Origin of the sequence: Kurthia sibirica (assembly GCF_003143975.1) — a bacterium.
In the GTDB taxonomy this organism is placed as follows: domain Bacteria; phylum Bacillota; class Bacilli; order Bacillales_A; family Planococcaceae; genus Kurthia; species Kurthia sibirica.
In genome coordinates this window covers 19,689-40,445 of record NZ_QFVR01000007.1, presented here as the reverse complement: position 1 = coordinate 40,445, position 20,757 = coordinate 19,689, and the positions used below count along the sequence as shown (strand labels likewise).

Sequence of the window (20,757 nt, the reverse complement as noted above, 5' to 3'; positions counted from 1 at the left end):
ACTTTCATGCACAAAAAAACAAAAATTAGATTCCAATAGGAGGAACTCATAATGAACCAAGAACAAATCTTAGAAGCAATCAAAGCTATGACAGTTCTAGAATTAAACGATTTAGTAAAAGCAATTGAAGAAGAATTTGGCGTAACTGCTGCTGCTCCTGTAGCTGCTGGCGCTGTAGCAGGTGCTGCTGCCGCTGAACAAACTGAATTCGACGTAATCTTAACTTCTGCTGGCGATTCTAAAATCAAAGTAATCAAAGTAGTACGCGAAATCACTGGTTTAGGTCTTAAAGAAGCTAAAGAAGTTGTAGATAACGCTCCTAAAGCTATCAAAGAAGGTATTTCACAAGCTGATGCTGATGAAATCAAAGCTAAACTTGAAGAAGTTGGCGCTTCACTAGAAATTAAATAATTTCTATTGGATACTGAAAAGCTCGTCAATGTATATTGACGAGCTTTTTCTTCATTTTCTGTGAAGGAGGGCAATGTGATGTCAGATCATTATTATACGAATAACCCACATGCAGAAAGTAAGCCCCGTCGCTGGGATTTCCCATTACGTGGTATGACTTTTACGTTTGAAACGGATGCAGGGGTATTTAGTAAAAGCGAGGTAGATTTTGGCTCCCGTGTTCTTATAGACCTTTTCGAAATGCCGGATGTTGCTGGAGATATTTTGGATGTAGGATGTGGATACGGTCCGATTGGCTTATCTATCGCGAAGAGTTATCCAACGCGTGAAGTTCATATGATGGATGTAAACGATCGTGCTTTAGGCTTAGCGAAGAAGAATGCAACATTAAACGGGGTACAAAATGTGCAGATTTATGAAAGTGATGCACTTTCAATAGTGAATACAAAAAATGTCGCTGCTGTTTTGACAAACCCGCCTATTCGAGCTGGAAAGCAAACGATTTTCAAGTTTTATGACCGTGCATTTGAATTGCTCGTAGAACAGGGAGAATTATGGATTGTTATACAAAAAAAACAAGGTGCTCCATCGACCATCGATCATTTGGCTGAAAAATTTAGCTCGGTAAATATCGTCGATAAGGTACGAGGGTACTGGATTATCAAAGCCGTGAAATAAAAATGTCAAGTGTAAACGATTGACTTGACAAATCGGCTATGATATTATAAGAAAATGCAAAAATATTAGATTGCATAGGTATGTCTACTTATTGAAATGTCAATAAGTAGTTTCGCAATTTTTACTTTGGTACAACGAAAATGAGCGCTTTAAATGAACTCGTTTTCTTTTTTGTCTTTCAAATCATACAGTAAATTAGTGTGGTTGTGAAAGACCTATTATCGCTTTATTGAGGGGTGAATGAGTTGACAGGTCAACTAGTTCAGTACGGACAACACCGCCAGCGTAGAAGCTTCGCGCGTATTAAAGAGGTGCTAGAACTTCCGAATCTTATTGAGATTCAAAGCGCTTCAAACGAATGGTTCCTTGAAGAAGGTCTACGAGAAATGTTCCGTGACATTTCACCGATCGAAGACTTTACAGGGAATCTATCACTTGAATTTGTCGATTATAGTCTCGGAGATCCGAAATATGATGTCGATGAATGTAAACAACGTGATGCGACTTATGCGGCACCATTAAGAGTTAAAGTGCGTCTGCACAACAAAGAAACTGAAGAAGTGAAAGAGCAAGAAGTATTCATGGGAGATTTCCCACTGATGACTGAAACTGGTACTTTCATTATCAACGGCGCGGAACGTGTTATCGTTTCACAATTAGTAAGATCACCAAGTGTTTATTATCATGATAAGACTGATAAAAACGGTAAAAAAGGCTTTGGAGCTACAGTTATTCCTAACCGTGGTGCTTGGCTTGAATATGAAACAGATGCAAAAGATGTCGTTCATGTTCGTATTGACCGTACACGTAAATTACCAGTAACGGTATTGCTACGTGCGCTAGGATTTGCTTCAGACCAAGAAATCATCGAGTTGATTGGTGATAACGAATACCTACGTAATACATTAGAAAAAGATAATACTGAAAGTACTGAAAAAGCACTTTTAGAAATTTATGAGCGTCTACGTCCTGGTGAACCACCAACAGTAGAAAGTGCTAAAAATCTATTGTATTCTCGTTTCTTCGACCCAAAACGCTATGATTTAGCAAATGTTGGTCGCTATAAAATGAACAAAAAACTTCATATTAAAAATCGCCTATTCAATCAAACAATTGCAGAAACATTGATTGACCCTGAAACTGGTGAAATTTTAGTTGAAAAAGGTACTTTAATTGATCGTCGTGTATTAGATCGTTTAATTCCGCATTTAGAAAATGGAGTAGGTTTCAAAACATTATCTAAAATTGGCGGCGTAATCGAAGGCGATGTATTGGTACAAGAAATTAAGATTTATGCTCCGAATGATGAATCGCAAAAAGAAATCAAAGTAATCAGTAACGCTTATATTGATGATGAAGTGAAAAATGTCACTCCAGCAGACGTTGTAGCATCTGTGTCTTACTTCTTTAACCTTCTATACGGCGTGGGCGATACAGATGATATCGATCACTTAGGTAACCGTCGTTTACGTTCTGTTGGTGAGCTTTTACAAAACCAATTCCGTATCGGTCTATCACGTATGGAACGCGTAGTTCGTGAACGTATGTCTATTAACGATACTGAATCAATCGTTCCACAACAATTGATCAATATCCGCCCTGTAATTGCGTCTATTAAAGAATTCTTTGGTAGCTCTCAATTATCTCAATTCATGGACCAAACAAACCCTCTTGCTGAATTGACGCACAAACGTCGTCTATCTGCATTAGGACCCGGTGGTTTAACACGTGAACGTGCTGGCTTTGAAGTACGTGACGTTCATTACTCTCACTATGGTCGTATGTGTCCAATTGAAACGCCAGAGGGTCCGAATATCGGGTTAATAAACTCTCTATCATCTTATGCAAAAGTAAATAAATTTGGTTTCATCGAAACACCGTACCGTCGTGTGGATCCTGAAACAGGTCATTTAACTGCGCATATTGATTATTTAACAGCAGATGAAGAAGATAATTACATCGTTGCTCAAGCGAACTCTCTCTTAAATGATGATGGCTCGTTCACTGAGGAAGAAGTAGTTGGACGTTTCCGCGGAGATAACTCTGTTTTCAAACGTGATTTAGTCGACTATATGGACGTATCTCCTAAACAAGTAGTATCTGCTGCGACAGCATGTATCCCATTTTTAGAAAACGATGACTCCAACCGTGCTTTAATGGGTGCCAACATGCAACGTCAAGCTGTTCCTTTGTTAAATCCAGAAGCTCCATTTGTCGGAACTGGTATGGAACATGTTGATGCTCGTGACTCTGGTGCTGCAGTAGTAGCTAAATTTACTGGTATTGTAGAACATGTAGAGGCTCGTTCTATCCACATTCGCCGTATTGAAGAAGTAGAAGGCAAAGAAGTTAAAGGCGATTTAACTAAATATAAATTACAAAAATTCATACGCTCAAACCAAGGTACTAGTTATAACCAACGCCCATTAGTACAAGTAGGAGATCGCGTAAATCCACGTGATATCATTGCTGACGGTCCTTCAATGGAACGCGGTGAGCTTGCTTTAGGACGTAATGTAGTCGTGGCATTCATGACTTGGAATGGTTACAACTATGAGGATGCCGTTATTATGAACGAAAGTCTTGTAAAAGAAGACGTTTATACTTCTGTCCATATTGAAGAATATGAATCAGAAGCGCGTGATACAAAATTAGGGCCTGAAGAAATTACTCGCGACATTCCAAATGTTGGTGAGGACGCTCTTCGCAACCTTGATGAACGCGGAATCATCCGTATTGGTGCTGAAGTAAATGATGGCGATATCCTAGTTGGTAAAGTAACGCCTAAAGGTGTTACAGAGCTAACTGCTGAAGAACGCTTATTACATGCAATCTTCGGTGAAAAAGCGCGTGAAGTACGTGATACTTCACTACGTGTTCCTCACGGCGCTGGCGGTATCGTACTAGATGTTAAAGTCTTCAATCGTGAAGATGGCGACGAATTATCACCAGGCGTTAACCAATTAGTGCGTGCTTATATTGTTCAAAAACGTAAAATTCGCGTTGGTGACAAAATGGCCGGACGACATGGTAACAAAGGTGTAATTTCACGCATCTTACCATCAGAAGACATGCCGTTCCTTCCAGACGGTACGCCGGTTGACATTATGTTAAACCCACTAGGTGTACCTTCTCGTATGAATATCGGACAAGTATTAGAGCTTCATTTAGGTATGGCTGCTCGTACTCTTGGTGTTCATATGGCTTCACCAGTATTTGATGGAGCGTCAGATGACGATGTATGGAAAACGATGGAAGAAGCTGGAATGAACCGTGATGGTAAAACTGTCCTTTATGATGGTCGCTCAGGTGAGCCACTAGACAACCGTGTATCAGTTGGGGTTATGTATATGATCAAACTTGCCCACATGGTTGACGATAAGCTTCATGCACGTTCTACAGGACCTTACTCATTAGTTACGCAACAACCACTTGGTGGTAAAGCGCAATTCGGTGGACAACGTTTCGGTGAGATGGAAGTTTGGGCTCTTGAAGCATATGGTGCAGCGCACACACTTCAAGAAATCTTAACTGTTAAATCAGATGACGTTGTGGGTCGTGTTAAAACATACGAAGCAATCGTAAAAGGTGATAGTATTCCAGAACCTGGTGTTCCAGAATCATTCAAAGTATTAATTAAAGAGTTACAATCTTTAGGTTTAGATGTGAAAATGTTAAACATCAATGACGAAGAAATTGAATTACGCGATACGGAAGAGGATGAAGAAAATGCCTCTAACGAAGCGTTAAATATTCTTCCAAAAGATGAAGAAACATCTGCAGTTAAAGAGAACTAATTAACAATTGTTTGGAGGATGGACAGGCCTTAATTAGGCTTGTCCTAATTCCAATTTATGAATAAAAATCAATCGTCGAGCTAATTTTAGTAGTCAATTAGACTTCAGAATAAAGGGAGGTAGGCTCCTTGATAGACGTTAATAATTTTGAGTATATGAAAATTGGTTTAGCATCACCGGATAAAATCCGCTCATGGTCTTATGGAGAAGTAAAAAAACCAGAAACAATAAATTACCGCACGCTAAAACCAGAAAAAGATGGTTTGTTCTGTGAACGTATTTTCGGTCCAACAAAAGACTGGGAATGCCACTGTGGTAAATACAAACGCGTTCGTTATAAAGGCGTAGTTTGTGATCGTTGTGGAGTTGAAGTAACACGTGCAAAAGTACGTCGCGAACGCATGGGCCACATCGAATTAGCAGCACCAGTATCACATATTTGGTATTTCAAAGGTATCCCATCACGTATGGGTCTAATTTTAGACATGTCACCTCGTGCACTTGAAGAAGTAATTTATTTTGCCTCTTATGTAGTAATCGAGTCAGCTGATACACCACTTGAGAAAAAACAATTGCTTTCAGAAAAAGAATATCGCGCATATCGCGAAAAATTCGGTTCAACATTCAGAGCAGCAATGGGTGCTGAAGCAATTAAAGATCTTCTAAGAGAAATCGATCTTGATAAAGAGACTGAAATGCTTAAAGAAGAACTTAAAACTGCACAAGGCCAACGCCGTACACGTGCTATCAAACGTCTTGAAGTTGTAGAATCATTCCGTCACTCAGGCAACCGTCCTGATTGGATGATCCTTGACGTACTACCAGTAATTCCACCAGAATTACGTCCAATGGTACAACTTGACGGTGGTCGTTTTGCAACGAGTGACCTTAATGATTTATATCGTCGCGTTATTAACCGTAACAACCGTTTAAAACGTCTATTAGATCTTGGCGCACCGGGAATCATTGTTCAAAATGAAAAACGTATGCTACAAGAAGCAGTAGATGCTCTAATCGATAATGGTCGTCGTGGCCGTCCAGTAACTGGACCAGGTAACCGTCCATTGAAATCTCTTTCTCATATGTTAAAAGGTAAACAAGGTCGTTTCCGTCAAAACTTATTAGGTAAACGTGTCGATTACTCAGGTCGTTCTGTAATTGTTGTTGGTCCATCTTTAAAAATGTACCAATGTGGTCTACCAAAAGGTATGGCAATCGAACTATTCAAACCTTTCTTAATGAAAGAGCTTGTTGAACGTGGTTTAGCGCATAATATTAAATCAGCTAAACGTAAAATCGAACGCATGCATGAAGAAGTTTGGGATGTTTTAGAAGAAATTATTCGCGAACACCCAGTATTACTTAACCGTGCACCGACGCTTCACAGACTTGGTATTCAAGCGTTTGAGCCAACGTTGATCGAAGGTAAAGCAATCCGTCTTCACCCATTAGTATGTACAGCTTATAACGCTGACTTTGATGGTGACCAAATGGCGGTCCATGTTCCTTTATCAGCAGAAGCACAAGCAGAAGCACGTTTATTAATGCTTGCAGCACAAAATATCCTGAATCCTAAAGATGGTAAACCAGTCGTAACACCTTCACAAGATATGGTTTTAGGTAACTATTACCTAACGCTTGAACGTAAAGGTAGCATCGGCGAAGGAACTATTTTTACAGATAGTGAAGAAATGATGATTGCATACCAAAACGAAAAAGTGCATTTACACACTCGCGTGGCGATTAAAGCATCATCTCTAAACAATGAAACATTCACTGAAGAACAAAATACAAAACTGTTATTAACATCAGTTGGTAAAATTATCTTCAATGAAATATTTGATAATAACTTCCCATTCATCAACGAGCCATCAAATGCTAACTTGTTAAATACACCAGATCATTATTTCGTATCGACAACAACAAACATTAAAGAGTATTTAGATAATGCAGAAGTTGTTAAACCGTTCACGAAAAAATATCTTGGTAATGTAATTGCAGAAGTATTTGCTCGTTATCACATTACTGAAACTTCAATAATGCTTGATCGCATGAAGGATTTAGGATTCAAATACTCTACTAAAGCCGGTATTTCAATTGGTATTTCTGATATCATCGTTTTACCAGATAAACAAGATATTCTTGTTTCTACTCAAGCAAAAGTAGATAATGTTTTAAAACAATTCCGTCGTGGTTTAATCACTGAAGAAGAACGTTATGACCGCGTTATTTCGTTCTGGACTGTAGCAAAAGATGAAATCCAAGCTAAGCTTATGAAATCACTTCCTGCAGAAAATCCAATCTTCATGATGAGTGACTCTGGTGCCCGTGGTAACGCGTCCAACTTCACTCAGCTTGCTGGTATGCGTGGTCTAATGGCCAATCCAGCTGGCCGAATCATTGAATTACCAATCAAATCTTCATTCCGTGAAGGTTTAACGGTATTGGAATACTTCATCTCTACCCATGGTGCTCGTAAAGGTCTTGCCGATACAGCCCTTAAAACAGCCGATTCAGGTTACCTTACTCGTCGCTTAGTAGATGTTGCACAAGATGTAATTGTCCGCGAAGATGACTGTGGTACTGATAGAGGTCTATTAATTTCTTCATTACGTGAAGGAACGGAAATTATTGAATCATTAGACGAACGTTTATTAGGTCGTTATGTGAAGAAAACTGTCCGTCACCCAGAAACGAAAGAAGTTATTGTTGCTCGTAACGAGTTAATTACTCAAGAGCTTGTTCGCACAATCGAAGAAGCTGGTATTGAAGAATTAACAATCCGTTCTGCATTCACATGTAATACAAAACATGGTGTTTGTAAGAAATGTTACGGCATGAACTTAGCTACAGGAGATAAAGTTGAAGTTGGTGAAGCTGTTGGTATTATCGCAGCTCAATCAATCGGTGAGCCAGGTACTCAGTTAACAATGCGTACTTTCCATACAGGTGGGGTTGCCGGTGCCGATATCACTCAAGGTCTTCCTCGTATCCAAGAAATTTTTGAAGCTCGTAATCCTAAAGGTCAAGCCGTTATTTCTGAAATCAACGGTATTGTTACTGACATTGAAGAGATTCGCGAAGGACAAAAAGAAATTACAGTTACAAGTATCGTTGAATCACGTAAATATCTTGCTCCATATAATGGCCGCGTTAAAGTACAAATTAACGACGAGGTTCATCATGGACAACCGCTTACTGAAGGTTCAATCGATCCTAAACAACTATTAAAAGTAACAGATGTTTCTACAGTAGAAGAATATCTACTAAAAGAAGTGCAAAAAGTTTACCGTATGCAGGGTGTAGAAATCGGTGATAAACATATCGAAGTAATGGTTCGCCAAATGCTTCGTAAAGTTCGCGTAATTGAAGCTGGAGATACATCGTTATTACCAGGTTCATTATTAGATATTCACCAATTCCACGAAGCAAATGGTCCTATAATTAAAGATGGCAAGATTCCAGCAACATGTCATCCAGTCATTTTAGGTATTACAAAAGCTTCTTTAGAAACTGAATCATTCTTATCAGCTGCATCATTCCAAGAAACAACTCGTGTTCTTACTGACGCTGCTATTAAAGGTAAACGTGATGAGTTATTAGGTCTGAAAGAAAACGTAATCTTAGGTAAACTTGTACCTGCTGGTACGGGTATGCAACGTTACCGTCAAATTAAAATTGCCGGTGAAGACGCAAAAAAAGCTGAAGAAACAATTTCTGCAGATTAATTATTGAAAAGCCGAGGGAATATTCCCTCGGCTTTTTTTTGTTTTATGTTGACACAACCCCTAGACAATGATAATATATTTTAGGTTGATAGTTGTCTGTCTATCATTTCGGAGGACATGAAAATTTTCTCGCGAAAAAATTAACAGTCACGGTTTAAGACGCACAGTAGTTAAATATTCGTTCATCATATAGGACGATAACGATACTCTATATGTCTACGATTGAATAGCCACGCATGCGGTGTAACTAGTAACACAAGAAATTGGTGTTCACGTAACATTAGCCCAGGCAGTAACCTGGTAGAGCTTTTCGCTATAAAAGCATGTGATAGACGATATTAGTATTGATGTAGTTTTTGCACTGATCATGCGAAAGCTTTGTTTTTTACCATTGAATGAACCACCTGGATGTGTGGGATTAAAAAAGAAGTAATGAGAGGAGGAAGAATGATGCCTACAATTAACCAATTAGTACGTAAGCCTCGTCAATCCAAAAGCAAGAAATCTAACTCACCAGCTTTAAACAAAAGCTATAACAGCTTTGCTAAAGCTTTAACAGATGTTAACTCACCACAAAAACGTGGTGTTTGTACACGTGTTGGTACAATGACACCTAAAAAACCAAACTCAGCGTTACGTAAATACGCTCGTGTACGCTTAACTAACCAACTTGAGGTTAATGCTTACATTCCCGGCGAAGGTCACAACCTACAAGAACATAGTGTTGTACTTATTCGCGGCGGACGCGTAAAAGATTTACCAGGTGTACGTTACCATATCGTTCGCGGTGCTCTTGATACTGCAGCTGTTTCTGGTCGTATGCAATCTCGCTCTTTATACGGTGCTAAAAAACCTAAAGAGAAAAAATAATAATAAGCTTTAGCGAAAGGAGGAAAACACATGCCTCGTAAAGGTCCTGTTTCCAAACGTGACGTGTTACCAGATCCAATTTATAATTCGAAACTAGTAACTCGTTTAATTAATAAAATGATGGTAGATGGTAAAAGAGGTACTTCTTCAAAAATCTTATACGGTGCTTTCGAATTAGTGAAAGAGCGTTCAGATCAAAACCCATTAGAAGTATTTGATGCAGCATTAACAAACATTATGCCAGTACTAGAAGTAAAAGCTCGCCGTGTTGGTGGAGCAAACTATCAAGTACCAGTAGAAGTACGTCCAGATCGTCGTACGACTCTTGGTCTTCGTTACCTAGTAAACTACTCTCGTCTTCGTGGCGAAAAAACAATGGAAGAACGTCTTGCTAATGAAATCATTGACGCTTCTAACAACACTGGTGCGTCAGTTAAAAAACGTGAAGATATGCATAAAATGGCTGATGCTAACAAAGCATTCGCTCATTACCGCTGGTAATCGTTTTAATATCTTAATCCATTATGGAAGGAGAAATACCGCATGACTAGAGAATTCTCCCTAGAGAACACGCGTAATATCGGAATCATGGCTCACATTGATGCCGGTAAAACGACAACAACAGAGCGTATCCTTTATTACACTGGTAAGATTCACAAAATCGGTGAAACTCACGAAGGTGCTTCTCAAATGGACTGGATGGAGCAAGAGCAAGAACGTGGTATTACTATCACTTCTGCTGCTACAACAGCTCAATGGAAAGGCCACCGCGTAAACATTATTGACACTCCTGGACACGTAGATTTCACTGTTGAAGTTGAACGTTCATTACGTGTACTTGATGGCGCTGTTACTGTACTTGATGCTCAATCAGGTGTAGAACCGCAAACTGAAACTGTATGGCGTCAAGCGACTACTTACGGTGTTCCACGTCTTGTATTCATTAACAAAATGGATAAAATCGGTGCAGATTTCTTATACTCTGTAGGAACACTTAAAGACCGTTTAGAAGCTAATGCACATCCTATCCAATTACCAATTGGTGCAGAAGACGAATTCAACGCGATCATCGACCTTGTAGAAATGAACGCTATTTTCTACAAAGAAGGCGACGACGGTTCAAATGCTGAAATCAAAGATATTCCTGCTGAATATCAAGAACAAGCTGCTGAATACCGTGAAAAATTAGTTGAGGCAGTTGCTGAATTAGACGAAGCTCTAATGGAAAAATACTTTGCGGGTGAAGAAATTTCAATCCCTGAGTTAAAAGCAGCTATCCGTAAAGCTACTCTTTCTGTAGAATTCTACCCTGTAGTATGTGGTACAGCATTCAAAAATAAAGGTGTTCAATTAATGCTTGATGCAGTAATTGACTACCTACCAGCTCCAACAGATGTTGAATCAATCAAAGGTATCTCAGTAGACGATGAAGATGTAGTGTTAGTACGTCACTCTTCAGATGACGAACCATTCTCTGCATTAGCATTCAAAGTTATGACTGACCCTTACGTTGGTAAATTAACATTCTTCCGCGTATATTCTGGTATTCTTAAATCAGGATCTTACGTACAAAACTCTTCTAAAGGTAAACGTGAACGCGTAGGTCGTATCCTACAAATGCACGCGAACTCTCGTGAAGAAATTGCAGAAGTGTACGCAGGCGATATCGCAGCAGCAGTAGGTCTTAAAGACACTACTACTGGTGATACTCTATGTGATGAAAAAGCACTAGTAATTCTTGAGTCAATGGAATTCCCAGAGCCAGTAATCTCACTTTCTGTAGAACCAAAATCTAAGGGTGACCAAGATAAAATGGGTCAAGCCTTACAAAAACTTCAAGAAGAAGATCCAACATTCCGTGCTCACACTGACACTGAAACTGGACAAACAATCATCTCAGGAATGGGTGAACTTCACCTAGATATCCTAGTTGATCGTATGCGTCGCGAATTCCACGTAGAAGCTAACGTAGGTGCTCCTCAAGTATCTTACCGTGAAACTTTCCGTGCTTCAGCACAAGTTGAAGGTAAATTCGTACGTCAGTCTGGTGGTCGTGGACAATTCGGACATGTTTGGATTGAATTTTCACCAAATGAAGAAGGTAAAGGTTTCGAATTCACTAACGCTGTTGTTGGTGGTGTAGTTCCTCGTGAATACATCCCTGCAGTAGAAGCTGGTCTTCGCGACAATCTTCCTAACGGTGTAATTGCTGGATTCCCATTAATCGATATTAAAGCTAAGCTTTATGATGGTTCTTACCATGATGTCGATTCAAATGAAATGGCGTTCAAAGTAGCTGCTTCGTTAGCTCTTAAAAACGCAATTTCTAAATGTAAGCCAGTTCTTTTAGAGCCAATTATGAAAGTTGAAGTTGTAATGCCAGAAGAATATCTTGGAGATATCATGGGTAATATCACTGCACGTCGTGGACGCGTAGAAGGTATGGAAGCTCGCGGTAACGCTCAAGTAGTTCGTGCAATGGTACCATTAGCTGAAATGTTCGGCTATGCTACAACTTTACGTTCAGCAACTCAAGGTCGCGGTACATTCTCAATGGTGTTTGATCACTATGAAGAAGTGCCAAAATCTATTGGTGAAGAAATCATCAAAAAACACAAAGGTGAATAATCGATTATTTATTAATTGAAATTTCCTCTGTGATACAGTATAAATAACATATAAGTTGTGATTGTTTGTGAAGCAGGGCCCTGTTGAGCGACAATCATGACTATAAAAAAATAAATTTATGAACCCTTAGGAGGCACATTTAAAATGGCTAAAGAAAAATTCGACCGTTCTAAAACCCACGCTAACATTGGTACAATCGGACACGTTGACCATGGTAAAACAACTCTAACTGCTGCAATCGCTACAGTTCTTTCTAAAAAAATGGGTGGGGAAGCAAAATCTTACGCTCAAATCGATAACGCACCAGAAGAAAAAGAACGCGGTATCACAATCAATACTTCACACGTTGAATACGAAACTGAATCTCGCCACTACGCTCACGTAGATTGCCCAGGACACGCCGATTATGTTAAAAACATGATCACTGGTGCTGCTCAAATGGACGGCGGTATCTTAGTAGTATCAGCTGCTGATGGCCCGATGCCACAAACACGTGAACACATCTTACTTTCACGTCAAGTTGGTGTTCCTTACCTTGTAGTATTCTTAAACAAATGCGACATGGTTGATGACGAAGAATTACTTGAATTAGTTGAAATGGAAGTTCGTGACCTGTTATCAGAATACGATTTCCCTGGCGATGACATTCCTGTAATCAAAGGTTCTGCACTTAAAGCTCTAGAAGGCGATGCTGATTACGAAGAAAAAATCATCGAACTTATGGACGCTGTAGATTCTTATATCCCAACTCCAGAACGTCAAACTGACAAACCATTCATGATGCCTGTAGAGGATGTATTCTCTATCACAGGTCGTGGTACTGTTGCTACTGGTCGCGTTGAACGTGGTCAAGTTAAAGTCGGAGACACTATCGACATCGTTGGTATTGCTGAAGAAACTAAACAAACAACTGTAACTGGTGTTGAAATGTTCCGTAAATTATTAGATTACGCTGAAGCTGGCGATAACATCGGTGCTCTTTTACGTGGCGTAGCTCGTGAAGATATCGAACGTGGTCAAGTACTTGCTAAACCAGGTACAATTACTCCACATACAACATTCAAAGCTGAAGTTTATGTTTTATCAAAAGAAGAAGGCGGACGTCACACTCCATTCTTCACTAACTACCGTCCTCAGTTCTACTTCCGTACAACTGATGTAACTGGTGTTGTTTCTTTACCTGAAGGCGTTGAAATGGTAATGCCTGGCGATAACGTTGAAATGATCGTTGATCTTATTCACCCAATCGCTATCGAAGATGGAACTAAGTTCTCTATTCGTGAAGGTGGCCGTACTGTAGGCGCTGGCGTAGTAGCAACAATCACTAAATAATTTTATTATTTAATTTGATGCACTACGGCAATGTTGAGTAGAAGCTAGCTACGGTTGTTGACGTTATAACATTTGTAGTAGCCGAACGCTTGTATCTAGTAACTACACAGTATTTCCAAACTTTTAAAACCCTGTCCAGGTGCACACTGGACAGGGTTTTTTATTATCTATAAAGTAGAGTAAAGGAGTGAAGAAAAAATGGACTATAAACTATTAATCATTGAAGACGATCTATCCATTTTTCAAGTGATTAAAGAACGATTTCAGCAATGGGCAATTGAGGTAATCGGTATTGATGATTTTAAAAATGTGATAGATATTTTTGATGAGGAGCAACCTCATCTCGTTATTATTGATATTCAACTACCAGCTTATGATGGTTTTCATTGGTGTCGCGAAATACGACGACATCACACCGTGCCAATTATTTTTTTATCATCGCGTGATCACCCAATGGATATGGTTATGGCAATGCAAATGGGTGCGGATGATTTCATACAAAAACCTTTCAATATGGATGTTCTCGTTGCCAAAGTGCAGGCCATATTGAGAAGAAGCTATGCTTATAAAGATGAGGGGAAATCATTGATGACAGTATGGAATGGTCTGACGATTGATTATGCGCGAAGCATGATTTACGATGAAGACAATCAACAAGAGCTTACTAAAAATGAACAATATATATTACGTATTCTATTAGAGCAAGTGAATCATATTGTGTCACGAGAAGAATTGATGAATCGTCTGTGGGATGATGAACGATTTGTAAATGATAATACCTTGTCTGTTAATGTTAATCGACTACGTACGAAAATGGAGTGCTTTGGATTATCAGATTGTATTCAAACTAAAAAAGGTTTAGGTTATATGGCTGTGACAAAGGAGTGATACGGAATGTGGTTATTTTTGAGGGAACGTAAAGCATGGATTGGTTTTTTTATTATTCTGCAATGCGTACTCAATATTTTTGCTCATATTGATGCAGGTTTCGCAACAGAAACAATTACTTATTTAAATAGTATTAATAGCTTATTATTTATTTTATTCTTAATTTGGCGATTTTTACGTGAACAAGATAGCCACCGTGCACTCATTGAGTTAGAAAAGAACAAGCTATTGCGCCCTTTTGATGAAGAAACAAAGAATTATTTCTTAGGTTATTCAAAGGAATTAAAAGATCACTTAAATGAAGCGATGATTCATCATGCAGAGGAAAATGATCGGATTTTAGCTTGGATTCATGATATTAAAACACCACTAACCGCGCAAAAATTATTGATTGATGCGATGTCATCTTCAGACCCTCTAAAAAAACGACTTGAAATTGAGTGGCTTCGAACATATCAACTAATTGACCAAGAGTTGTATGGTATTAGAATCCAATCAATTCATCAGGACAACAAAATAGAAGAAATAGATGTAAAACAATTATTAAAAGCTGAGTTAGCCATATTGCGTACCTGGTGTATGGAAAAAGATATTGGTATTAATGTGGAATTGGCTAGTTTTACTACTGTATTATCTGATACAAAATGGACGGTTTTTATTATCCGTCAAATACTGACGAATGCGGTGAAATATAGCAATGAGCATGCTGTTATTCATATTAAGCATATGTTAAGTGATCGCGGTCATGTAAAGATAGCGATAACAGATGAAGGAATCGGTATCCCAGCTGAAGATCTGCCACGAATTTTTCAAAAATCCTTTACAGGTACGGTTGGTAGAAAAAGAAATGTATCGACAGGAATGGGGCTTTATTTAGCAAAACAAGCTGCAGATGAATTAGGTATTCATTTAGATGTCCGGTCAAAAGTGGGAGAAGGAACAACAGTTACACTCCAATTCCCATTAGAAAATGACTATACAACAACAATCAATTTCTAAAGAGCTATGAATAATAGCTCTTTTTATTGTTTTAAAATGCTAAAGTGACAATAATGTCATCTACAAGCTTAAAATGTCATGTTAATCAAACGAATCTTTCAGGCACTTCATATAAAATAAGAGTACAACAAAAGTGTGAGGGAGGAAAAATAATAATGACGATTTTAAAAGCACGTAAAATTCGCAAAATCTATGGTAAAAAGCAAGCAGCTCAAGAAGTGCTGAAAGGTATTGATCTAGAAATTCAAGAAGGAGAGTTTGTTGGGATTATGGGACCATCGGGTTCAGGTAAAACAACATTATTAAATGTTTTATGCTCTATTGATGAGGCGACGGAGGGAACTGTCGCAATTGGTGGAGAGGAATTAGGTAAAATGACAGATAAAAAATTAGCACGCTTTAGAAGAGAGCATCTTGGCTTTATATTCCAAGATTATAATTTACTTGATACATTAACAGTCAAAGAAAATATATTACTACCTTTATCGATTAGTAATTTGTCAAAACAGGAAGCTGAAAGTCGATTCAATCAATTGGCGCAAATGTTAGGCATTATCGATCAGGCTGATCAATATCCGAATGAACTTTCTGGTGGGCAAAAACAAAGAACTTCAGCAGCACGTGCATTAATTGCCAAGCCTACTATTGTTTTTGGTGATGAGCCGACAGGTGCATTAGATTCAAAATCAGCAACAGCGTTACTAAAAAATCTTGCATATATAAATGAAGAAAATAATGTCACTATCATGATGGTTAGTCATGATGCAGTGGCGACAAGCTTTTGTTCGCGTGTGGTATTCTTGAAAGATGGTCAATTATATACTGAACTCTATCGTGGGAATAAAACACGTCAACAGTTTTTTCAAGATATTATGAGTACGCAAGGTGTGCTCGGTGGTGATGGCTATGAAAATTAGTCAACTGGCCATGCGTAGCATGAAGAAAAATATTAGAAATTATTTTTTATATTTTTTCGCATTAATATTTAGTGTGGCCTTATTTTTTGCATTTGTCACATTACAAACGAACCCAGTTGTTGATGTGTATACCGAGGCTAGTACAAAAGCCGATAGTGGATTTAAAGTAGCATCTTATTTATTACTTTTTATTGTTACGCTATTTGTCATCTATGCGAATAGCTTATTTATTAAGCAACGTAGTAAAGAAATCGGTTTATTCCAATTAATTGGCATGCCTAAAGTGACGATTGCGCGCATGTTATCAATTGAAAATTTTCTCTTATGGTTTACCGCAATTCTGATTGGCTCGTTTTTAGGGTTTATGGCAACGCGCTTTTTTGCGATGATTTTACTGAAAATCATTCAAATTAAACAAGTAACTGAAATTAACTTTTCATGGAGCGCTGTTACTCAAACCTTTATCGTTTTTGGTATTTTATATGGGATTACTATGATACAAGCATTTTGGAAAATAAAAAAATCATCATTGCTTACATTATTTCAAGAAAATAAAAAACAAGAAGTTCATATTAAACAAATTGGCATAGGGCAGATGTTCATTGGATTGCTAGGTATTGTATTGATTATATTGGGCTATTTTTATTCATCAAGGCTCTTTACTGTGGAAACTTCTTCAGGATTACTAGGGCGCATGATTTTTATTCTAGCATCCACAATTGGAGGAACCTACTTAGTATTTAGATATTCAGTAGCCTTTCTTTTAAATACAGTTCGTAAAATGAAAAAAGGGCATTTATCACTTTATGATGTCTTAGCAGCTGCGCCGATTATGCATCGCATGAAAGGAAATGCAAAATCTTTAACATTGATTACGGTTCTTACCGGCGTGGCATTGGCGATTTTGTCACTATCTTATATTTCCTATTATTCAATTGATTCAAATGTACAGGCGAGTGCACCATTCGACTATCAAACATACAATAATAACTATAAAAATCTTGGCAATCAATTTAAAGAAGCCAAAATAGCGGTGGATCAATATGATATTGCGATTATAGAAGGTTTCGTCGATTTTTCAGAAGCAGTAGAAAATCCGAATACTTCGATAAGAAAATTTGTGGGAACAAATATTGTGTCTCAATCTTCTGCGCAAATACTGTATCCAGATTTAAAATTAAAATCCAAAGAAGTAGCAATATTAGGATACACGGATGCATATGATGTTATGTCACCTATGAAAAAAGACCGTGTCATTCAAATTGAAAAGCCACATGGTAATACAAAATTGACGATTAATAGTTTTTATAAAAAAACGGTTATACCAAGTCGTTTGAGCGGTGGCTCTTTCACATTAGTTGTCTCAGATCAAGAGTGGCGGAATTTGGCGAAAGTAAAAACGATACATGAAGCGACAACATTTAAAAAATTGACAGGGTACAATTTAAAAGACCAAACGCAAGCACAAGAAGCAACGAAAATTTATTATGCTTATACAAATAATGGTTTAGTAACATCAAAAGATGAATTTATGAATGGTGTACTGCTACAATCAAAAGCCGATTTAAAAACAAATTTACAAAGTTCAATTGGTTTAACTATTTTTATCACAGGTTTTCTAGGGTTAGCCTTTTTACTAGCAACAGGAAGTATTTTGTATTTCAAACAAATGTCAGAGGCAGAAGATGAAAAACAATCCTATAAAACATTGCGTAAAATAGGTTTTACAGAGAGTGATATTATGACAGGAATCTATATGAAGCAACTGTTTAGTTTTGGTTTACCATTATTAATTGGTCTGCTCCACAGCTATTTTGCCGTGAAGTCAGGTTGGACTTTCTTTGGTTCAGAATTAACAGCACCTTTATTGATTGTCATGGGTATTTACACAATACTCTATATTCTTTTTGCGATGTTATCTGTCTCTTATTATCGTAAGGTTGTACATGACAGCTTATAAATATCAGAGAGAGCGTCTAAGAAACAAGCACGATGTAAAAAATCATTATAAATAATGTTTTTTAGTAATGAAAAGTATTTTATTACAGCAAAAGAAGCCCAAACATCGACTGGATGAGATGGGCTTCTTTTTTATTTTGAATGCATAATATAGAGTAGGAGACGCTGTAAGCGATAACGGATGACAGATATTCTAATGGTTATAAAAATACTTTACACGTCGTAGAACAGCTCGTAATATGCTTAAAATACGCGTTGAATCAGGTGCTTTACTTGAGTTCCTTCTATATAATAGCATCAAAAATCCTTACAAAAAATAATTCGAGAAATTTATAGTTTATCATTGATATTTTGCTCAATGTTTTATATACTGATAGTCGTTGTTAAAAACAGCAGTCAGTAGAGAGTTTTATGGAATAACACACACACGTCAAAAAAATTCTCTAAATGACTTGCGGATTACTATTTAATTATGTATAATATTGAATGTTGGTCTTTGACTGCGATGAAGCGAGAGGTTACCGACACACCCGGCCGCATTGCCATGGCGAGTGATCGGAAAATTTTCGTGGAGAATTGTCTAGGAAATAGGCGAGAAGGAGGGAAAGTAATGGCAAAACAAAAAATTCGTATCCGTTTAAAAGCATATGATCATAGAATTCTAGATCAATCTGCTGAGAAAATTGTTGAAACTGCTAAACGTTCAGGTGCTGGAGTATCAGGTCCGATTCCACTACCAACTGAAAGATCTTTATACACGATCTTACGTGCGGTGCATAAATACAAAGATTCTCGTGAGCAATTTGAAATGCGCACACATAAACGTCTAATCGATATCGTTAACCCAACACCTCAAACTGTTGATGCGTTAATGAAACTAGATTTACCATCTGGCGTTGATATTGAAATCAAACTTTAATGGTAAAAAATTATAATTTAAAATATTCACAGGAGGTGTGACTCATGACTAAAGGAATCTTAGGTAGAAAAATCGGTATGACGCAAGTCTTTGCTGAAAATGGTGATCTTATTCCAGTAACGGTAGTTGAAGCTACTCCAAACGTAGTACTTCAAAAGAAATCAGTTGATACTGATGGCTATGAAGCAATTCAACTTGGTTTCGAAGATAAGCGCGAAAAGCTTTCTAACAAACCTGCAAAAGGACACGTTGCTAAAGCTAACACTGCTCCTAAGCGCTTCATTCGCGAAATTCGCGATGCGGACTTAGCAGAGTACGAAGTTGGTCAAGAAGTCAATGTTGAAATTTTCGCAGAAGGCGATGTAGTAGATGTAACAGGCGTTACAAAAGGTAAAGGTTTCCAAGGTGTTATTAAACGCCACGGACAATCTCGCGGACCGATGTCCCATGGTTCTCGTTACCACCGTCGTCCTGGTTCAATGGGCCCAGTTGCTCCGAACCGCGTATTTAAACAAAAGAAATTACCTGGTCAAATGGGTGGTACTGTCGTAACAATCCAAAACTTAACAATCGTTAAAGTTGACGTTGAACGCAACCTACTATTAGTAAAAGGTAATATCCCTGGTTCTAAAAAAGCTCTTGTAACAGTGAAAACTGCAATCAAAGCTAAATAAATATCCGAAGAAAGGAGGAAACAGGAATGACAAAAGTTAATGTACTTAGTCAAACAGGTTCTTCTGTAGGAGAAATCGAATTAAACGATACTATCTTCGGAATCGAACCTAATGAATCAGTTATTTTTGACGCTGTAATCGCTCAACGCGCTTCACTTCGTCAAGGTACACACAAAGTAAAAAACCGTTCTGAAGTTGCAGGTGGTGGTCGTAAGCCATGGCGTCAAAAAGGAACAGGTCGTGCACGTCAAGGTTCTATTCGCTCGCCACAATGGCGTGGTGGTGGTGTCGTATTCGGTCCTACTCCTCGTAGCTACTCTTACAAACTTCCTAAAAAAGTTCGTCGTTTAGCACTTAAATCAGTATTATCAACGAAAGTTGCTGCTACTGAAGTCGTAGTACTTGATGGTTTAGTTGTTGCACCTAAAACTAAAGACTTCGTGAAAGTTCTTTCAGATCTTTCAATCGATTCTAAAGTTTTATTCGTAACTGCTGACTTAGATGAAAACGTAGTACTAGCTGCTCGTAACATCCAAGGCGTTAAAGTTTTAACAGCTACAGGAATCAACGTTCTTGACTTAATGAGTCACAATAAAGTTGTATTCACTAAAGCTGCAGTAGAAAAAGTTGAGGAGGTGCTTGGATAATGGAAGCACGTGATATTATTAAACGTCCTGTCATTACTGAGCAATCTTCAGCAGCTATGGCAGAACAAAAATACACTTTCGATGTTGACACTCGTGCCAACAAAACTGAAGTTAAAGATGCAGTTGAATTAATTTTTGGTGTTAAAGTTGAGAAAGTCAACATTATGAACATCAAAGGTAAATACAAACGCGTAGGTAAATTCGGTGGTTACAAAAACAAACGTCGTAAAGCTATCGTTAAGTTAGCTGAAGGCGAAATCGAATTATTCGAAGCTTAATTCGAATAGATAATTTTTAAAGGAGGGAAAAA

16 protein-coding genes are annotated in these 20,757 nt (G+C 38.0%); all 16 read left to right on the top strand.

Going from position 1 to position 20,757, the window contains the following annotated elements; all coding sequences use genetic code 11:
* Positions 1-51 precede the first annotated feature (51 nt).
* The 16 genes from rplL to rplW all read left to right on the top strand — a co-directional run bounded on the left by rplL (position 52) and on the right by rplW (position 20,725).
* Positions 52-411 carry a 50S ribosomal protein L7/L12 gene (rplL, locus tag DEX24_RS06935; RefSeq protein ID WP_109305691.1) on the top strand — a complete coding sequence of 120 codons (360 nt, stop codon included), beginning with the start codon at positions 52-54 and terminating at the stop codon, positions 409-411.
* Positions 412-489: 78 nt separating this feature from the next.
* Positions 490-1,089, top strand: coding sequence for a class I SAM-dependent methyltransferase (locus DEX24_RS06930; RefSeq protein WP_109305690.1), 600 nt, complete (start codon positions 490-492; stop codon positions 1,087-1,089).
* Positions 1,090-1,325: 236 nt separating this feature from the next.
* Positions 1,326-4,886 (top strand): DNA-directed RNA polymerase subunit beta, encoded by a 3,561-nt coding sequence (gene rpoB, locus DEX24_RS06925; RefSeq protein ID WP_186819611.1) that lies wholly within the window; start codon positions 1,326-1,328, stop codon positions 4,884-4,886.
* Positions 4,887-5,014: 128 nt separating this feature from the next.
* Positions 5,015-8,614 carry a DNA-directed RNA polymerase subunit beta' gene (gene rpoC, locus DEX24_RS06920; protein ID WP_109305688.1) on the top strand — a complete coding sequence of 1,200 codons (3,600 nt, stop codon included), beginning with the start codon at positions 5,015-5,017 and terminating at the stop codon, positions 8,612-8,614.
* Between the two features lie 450 nt (positions 8,615-9,064).
* Entirely contained in the window at positions 9,065-9,484 is a 420-nt protein-coding gene (rpsL, locus tag DEX24_RS06915; RefSeq protein WP_109305687.1) for a 30S ribosomal protein S12, read from the top strand.
* 30 nt (positions 9,485-9,514) lie between these two features.
* A complete protein-coding gene (rpsG, locus tag DEX24_RS06910; RefSeq protein ID WP_109305686.1) occupies positions 9,515-9,985 on the top strand; it encodes a 30S ribosomal protein S7 in 471 nt (156 codons plus the stop codon).
* 42 nt (positions 9,986-10,027) lie between these two features.
* Positions 10,028-12,112: an elongation factor G gene (gene fusA / locus DEX24_RS06905; protein WP_109305685.1), complete on the top strand. Its 2,085-nt coding sequence runs from the start codon at positions 10,028-10,030 to the stop codon at positions 12,110-12,112.
* A gap of 144 nt (positions 12,113-12,256) precedes the next feature.
* Positions 12,257-13,444, top strand: a complete 1,188-nt coding sequence (tuf, locus tag DEX24_RS06900) for an elongation factor Tu (RefSeq protein ID WP_109305684.1) — start codon at positions 12,257-12,259, stop codon at positions 13,442-13,444.
* Between the two features lie 198 nt (positions 13,445-13,642).
* On the top strand, positions 13,643-14,332 hold the full coding sequence (locus DEX24_RS06895; protein WP_109305683.1) for a response regulator transcription factor: 690 nt from the start codon (positions 13,643-13,645) through the stop codon (positions 14,330-14,332).
* A gap of 6 nt (positions 14,333-14,338) precedes the next feature.
* Positions 14,339-15,331, top strand: a complete 993-nt coding sequence (locus DEX24_RS06890) for a sensor histidine kinase (protein ID WP_109305682.1) — start codon at positions 14,339-14,341, stop codon at positions 15,329-15,331.
* Positions 15,332-15,486: 155 nt separating this feature from the next.
* Positions 15,487-16,248 carry an ABC transporter ATP-binding protein gene (locus tag DEX24_RS06885; protein ID WP_109305681.1) on the top strand — a complete coding sequence of 254 codons (762 nt, stop codon included), beginning with the start codon at positions 15,487-15,489 and terminating at the stop codon, positions 16,246-16,248.
* The gene (locus DEX24_RS06880) at positions 16,238-18,208 is read left to right on the top strand and encodes an ABC transporter permease (protein ID WP_170112876.1); all 1,971 of its coding nucleotides are present in this window, start codon (positions 16,238-16,240) and stop codon (positions 18,206-18,208) included. The genes DEX24_RS06885 and DEX24_RS06880 overlap by 11 nt, the downstream gene beginning before the upstream one ends.
* Before the next feature lie 609 nt (positions 18,209-18,817).
* Positions 18,818-19,126, top strand: coding sequence for a 30S ribosomal protein S10 (rpsJ, locus tag DEX24_RS06875; RefSeq protein ID WP_146192968.1), 309 nt, complete (start codon positions 18,818-18,820; stop codon positions 19,124-19,126).
* 44 nt (positions 19,127-19,170) lie between these two features.
* A complete protein-coding gene (rplC, locus tag DEX24_RS06870) occupies positions 19,171-19,800 on the top strand; it encodes a 50S ribosomal protein L3 (protein ID WP_109305678.1) in 630 nt (209 codons plus the stop codon).
* A gap of 26 nt (positions 19,801-19,826) precedes the next feature.
* Positions 19,827-20,447, top strand: coding sequence for a 50S ribosomal protein L4 (rplD, locus tag DEX24_RS06865; RefSeq protein WP_109305677.1), 621 nt, complete (start codon positions 19,827-19,829; stop codon positions 20,445-20,447).
* On the top strand, positions 20,447-20,725 hold the full coding sequence (gene rplW / locus DEX24_RS06860; protein WP_109305676.1) for a 50S ribosomal protein L23: 279 nt from the start codon (positions 20,447-20,449) through the stop codon (positions 20,723-20,725). Before rplD ends, rplW begins: the two co-directional genes overlap by 1 nt.
* Positions 20,726-20,757: the final 32 nt, after the last annotated feature.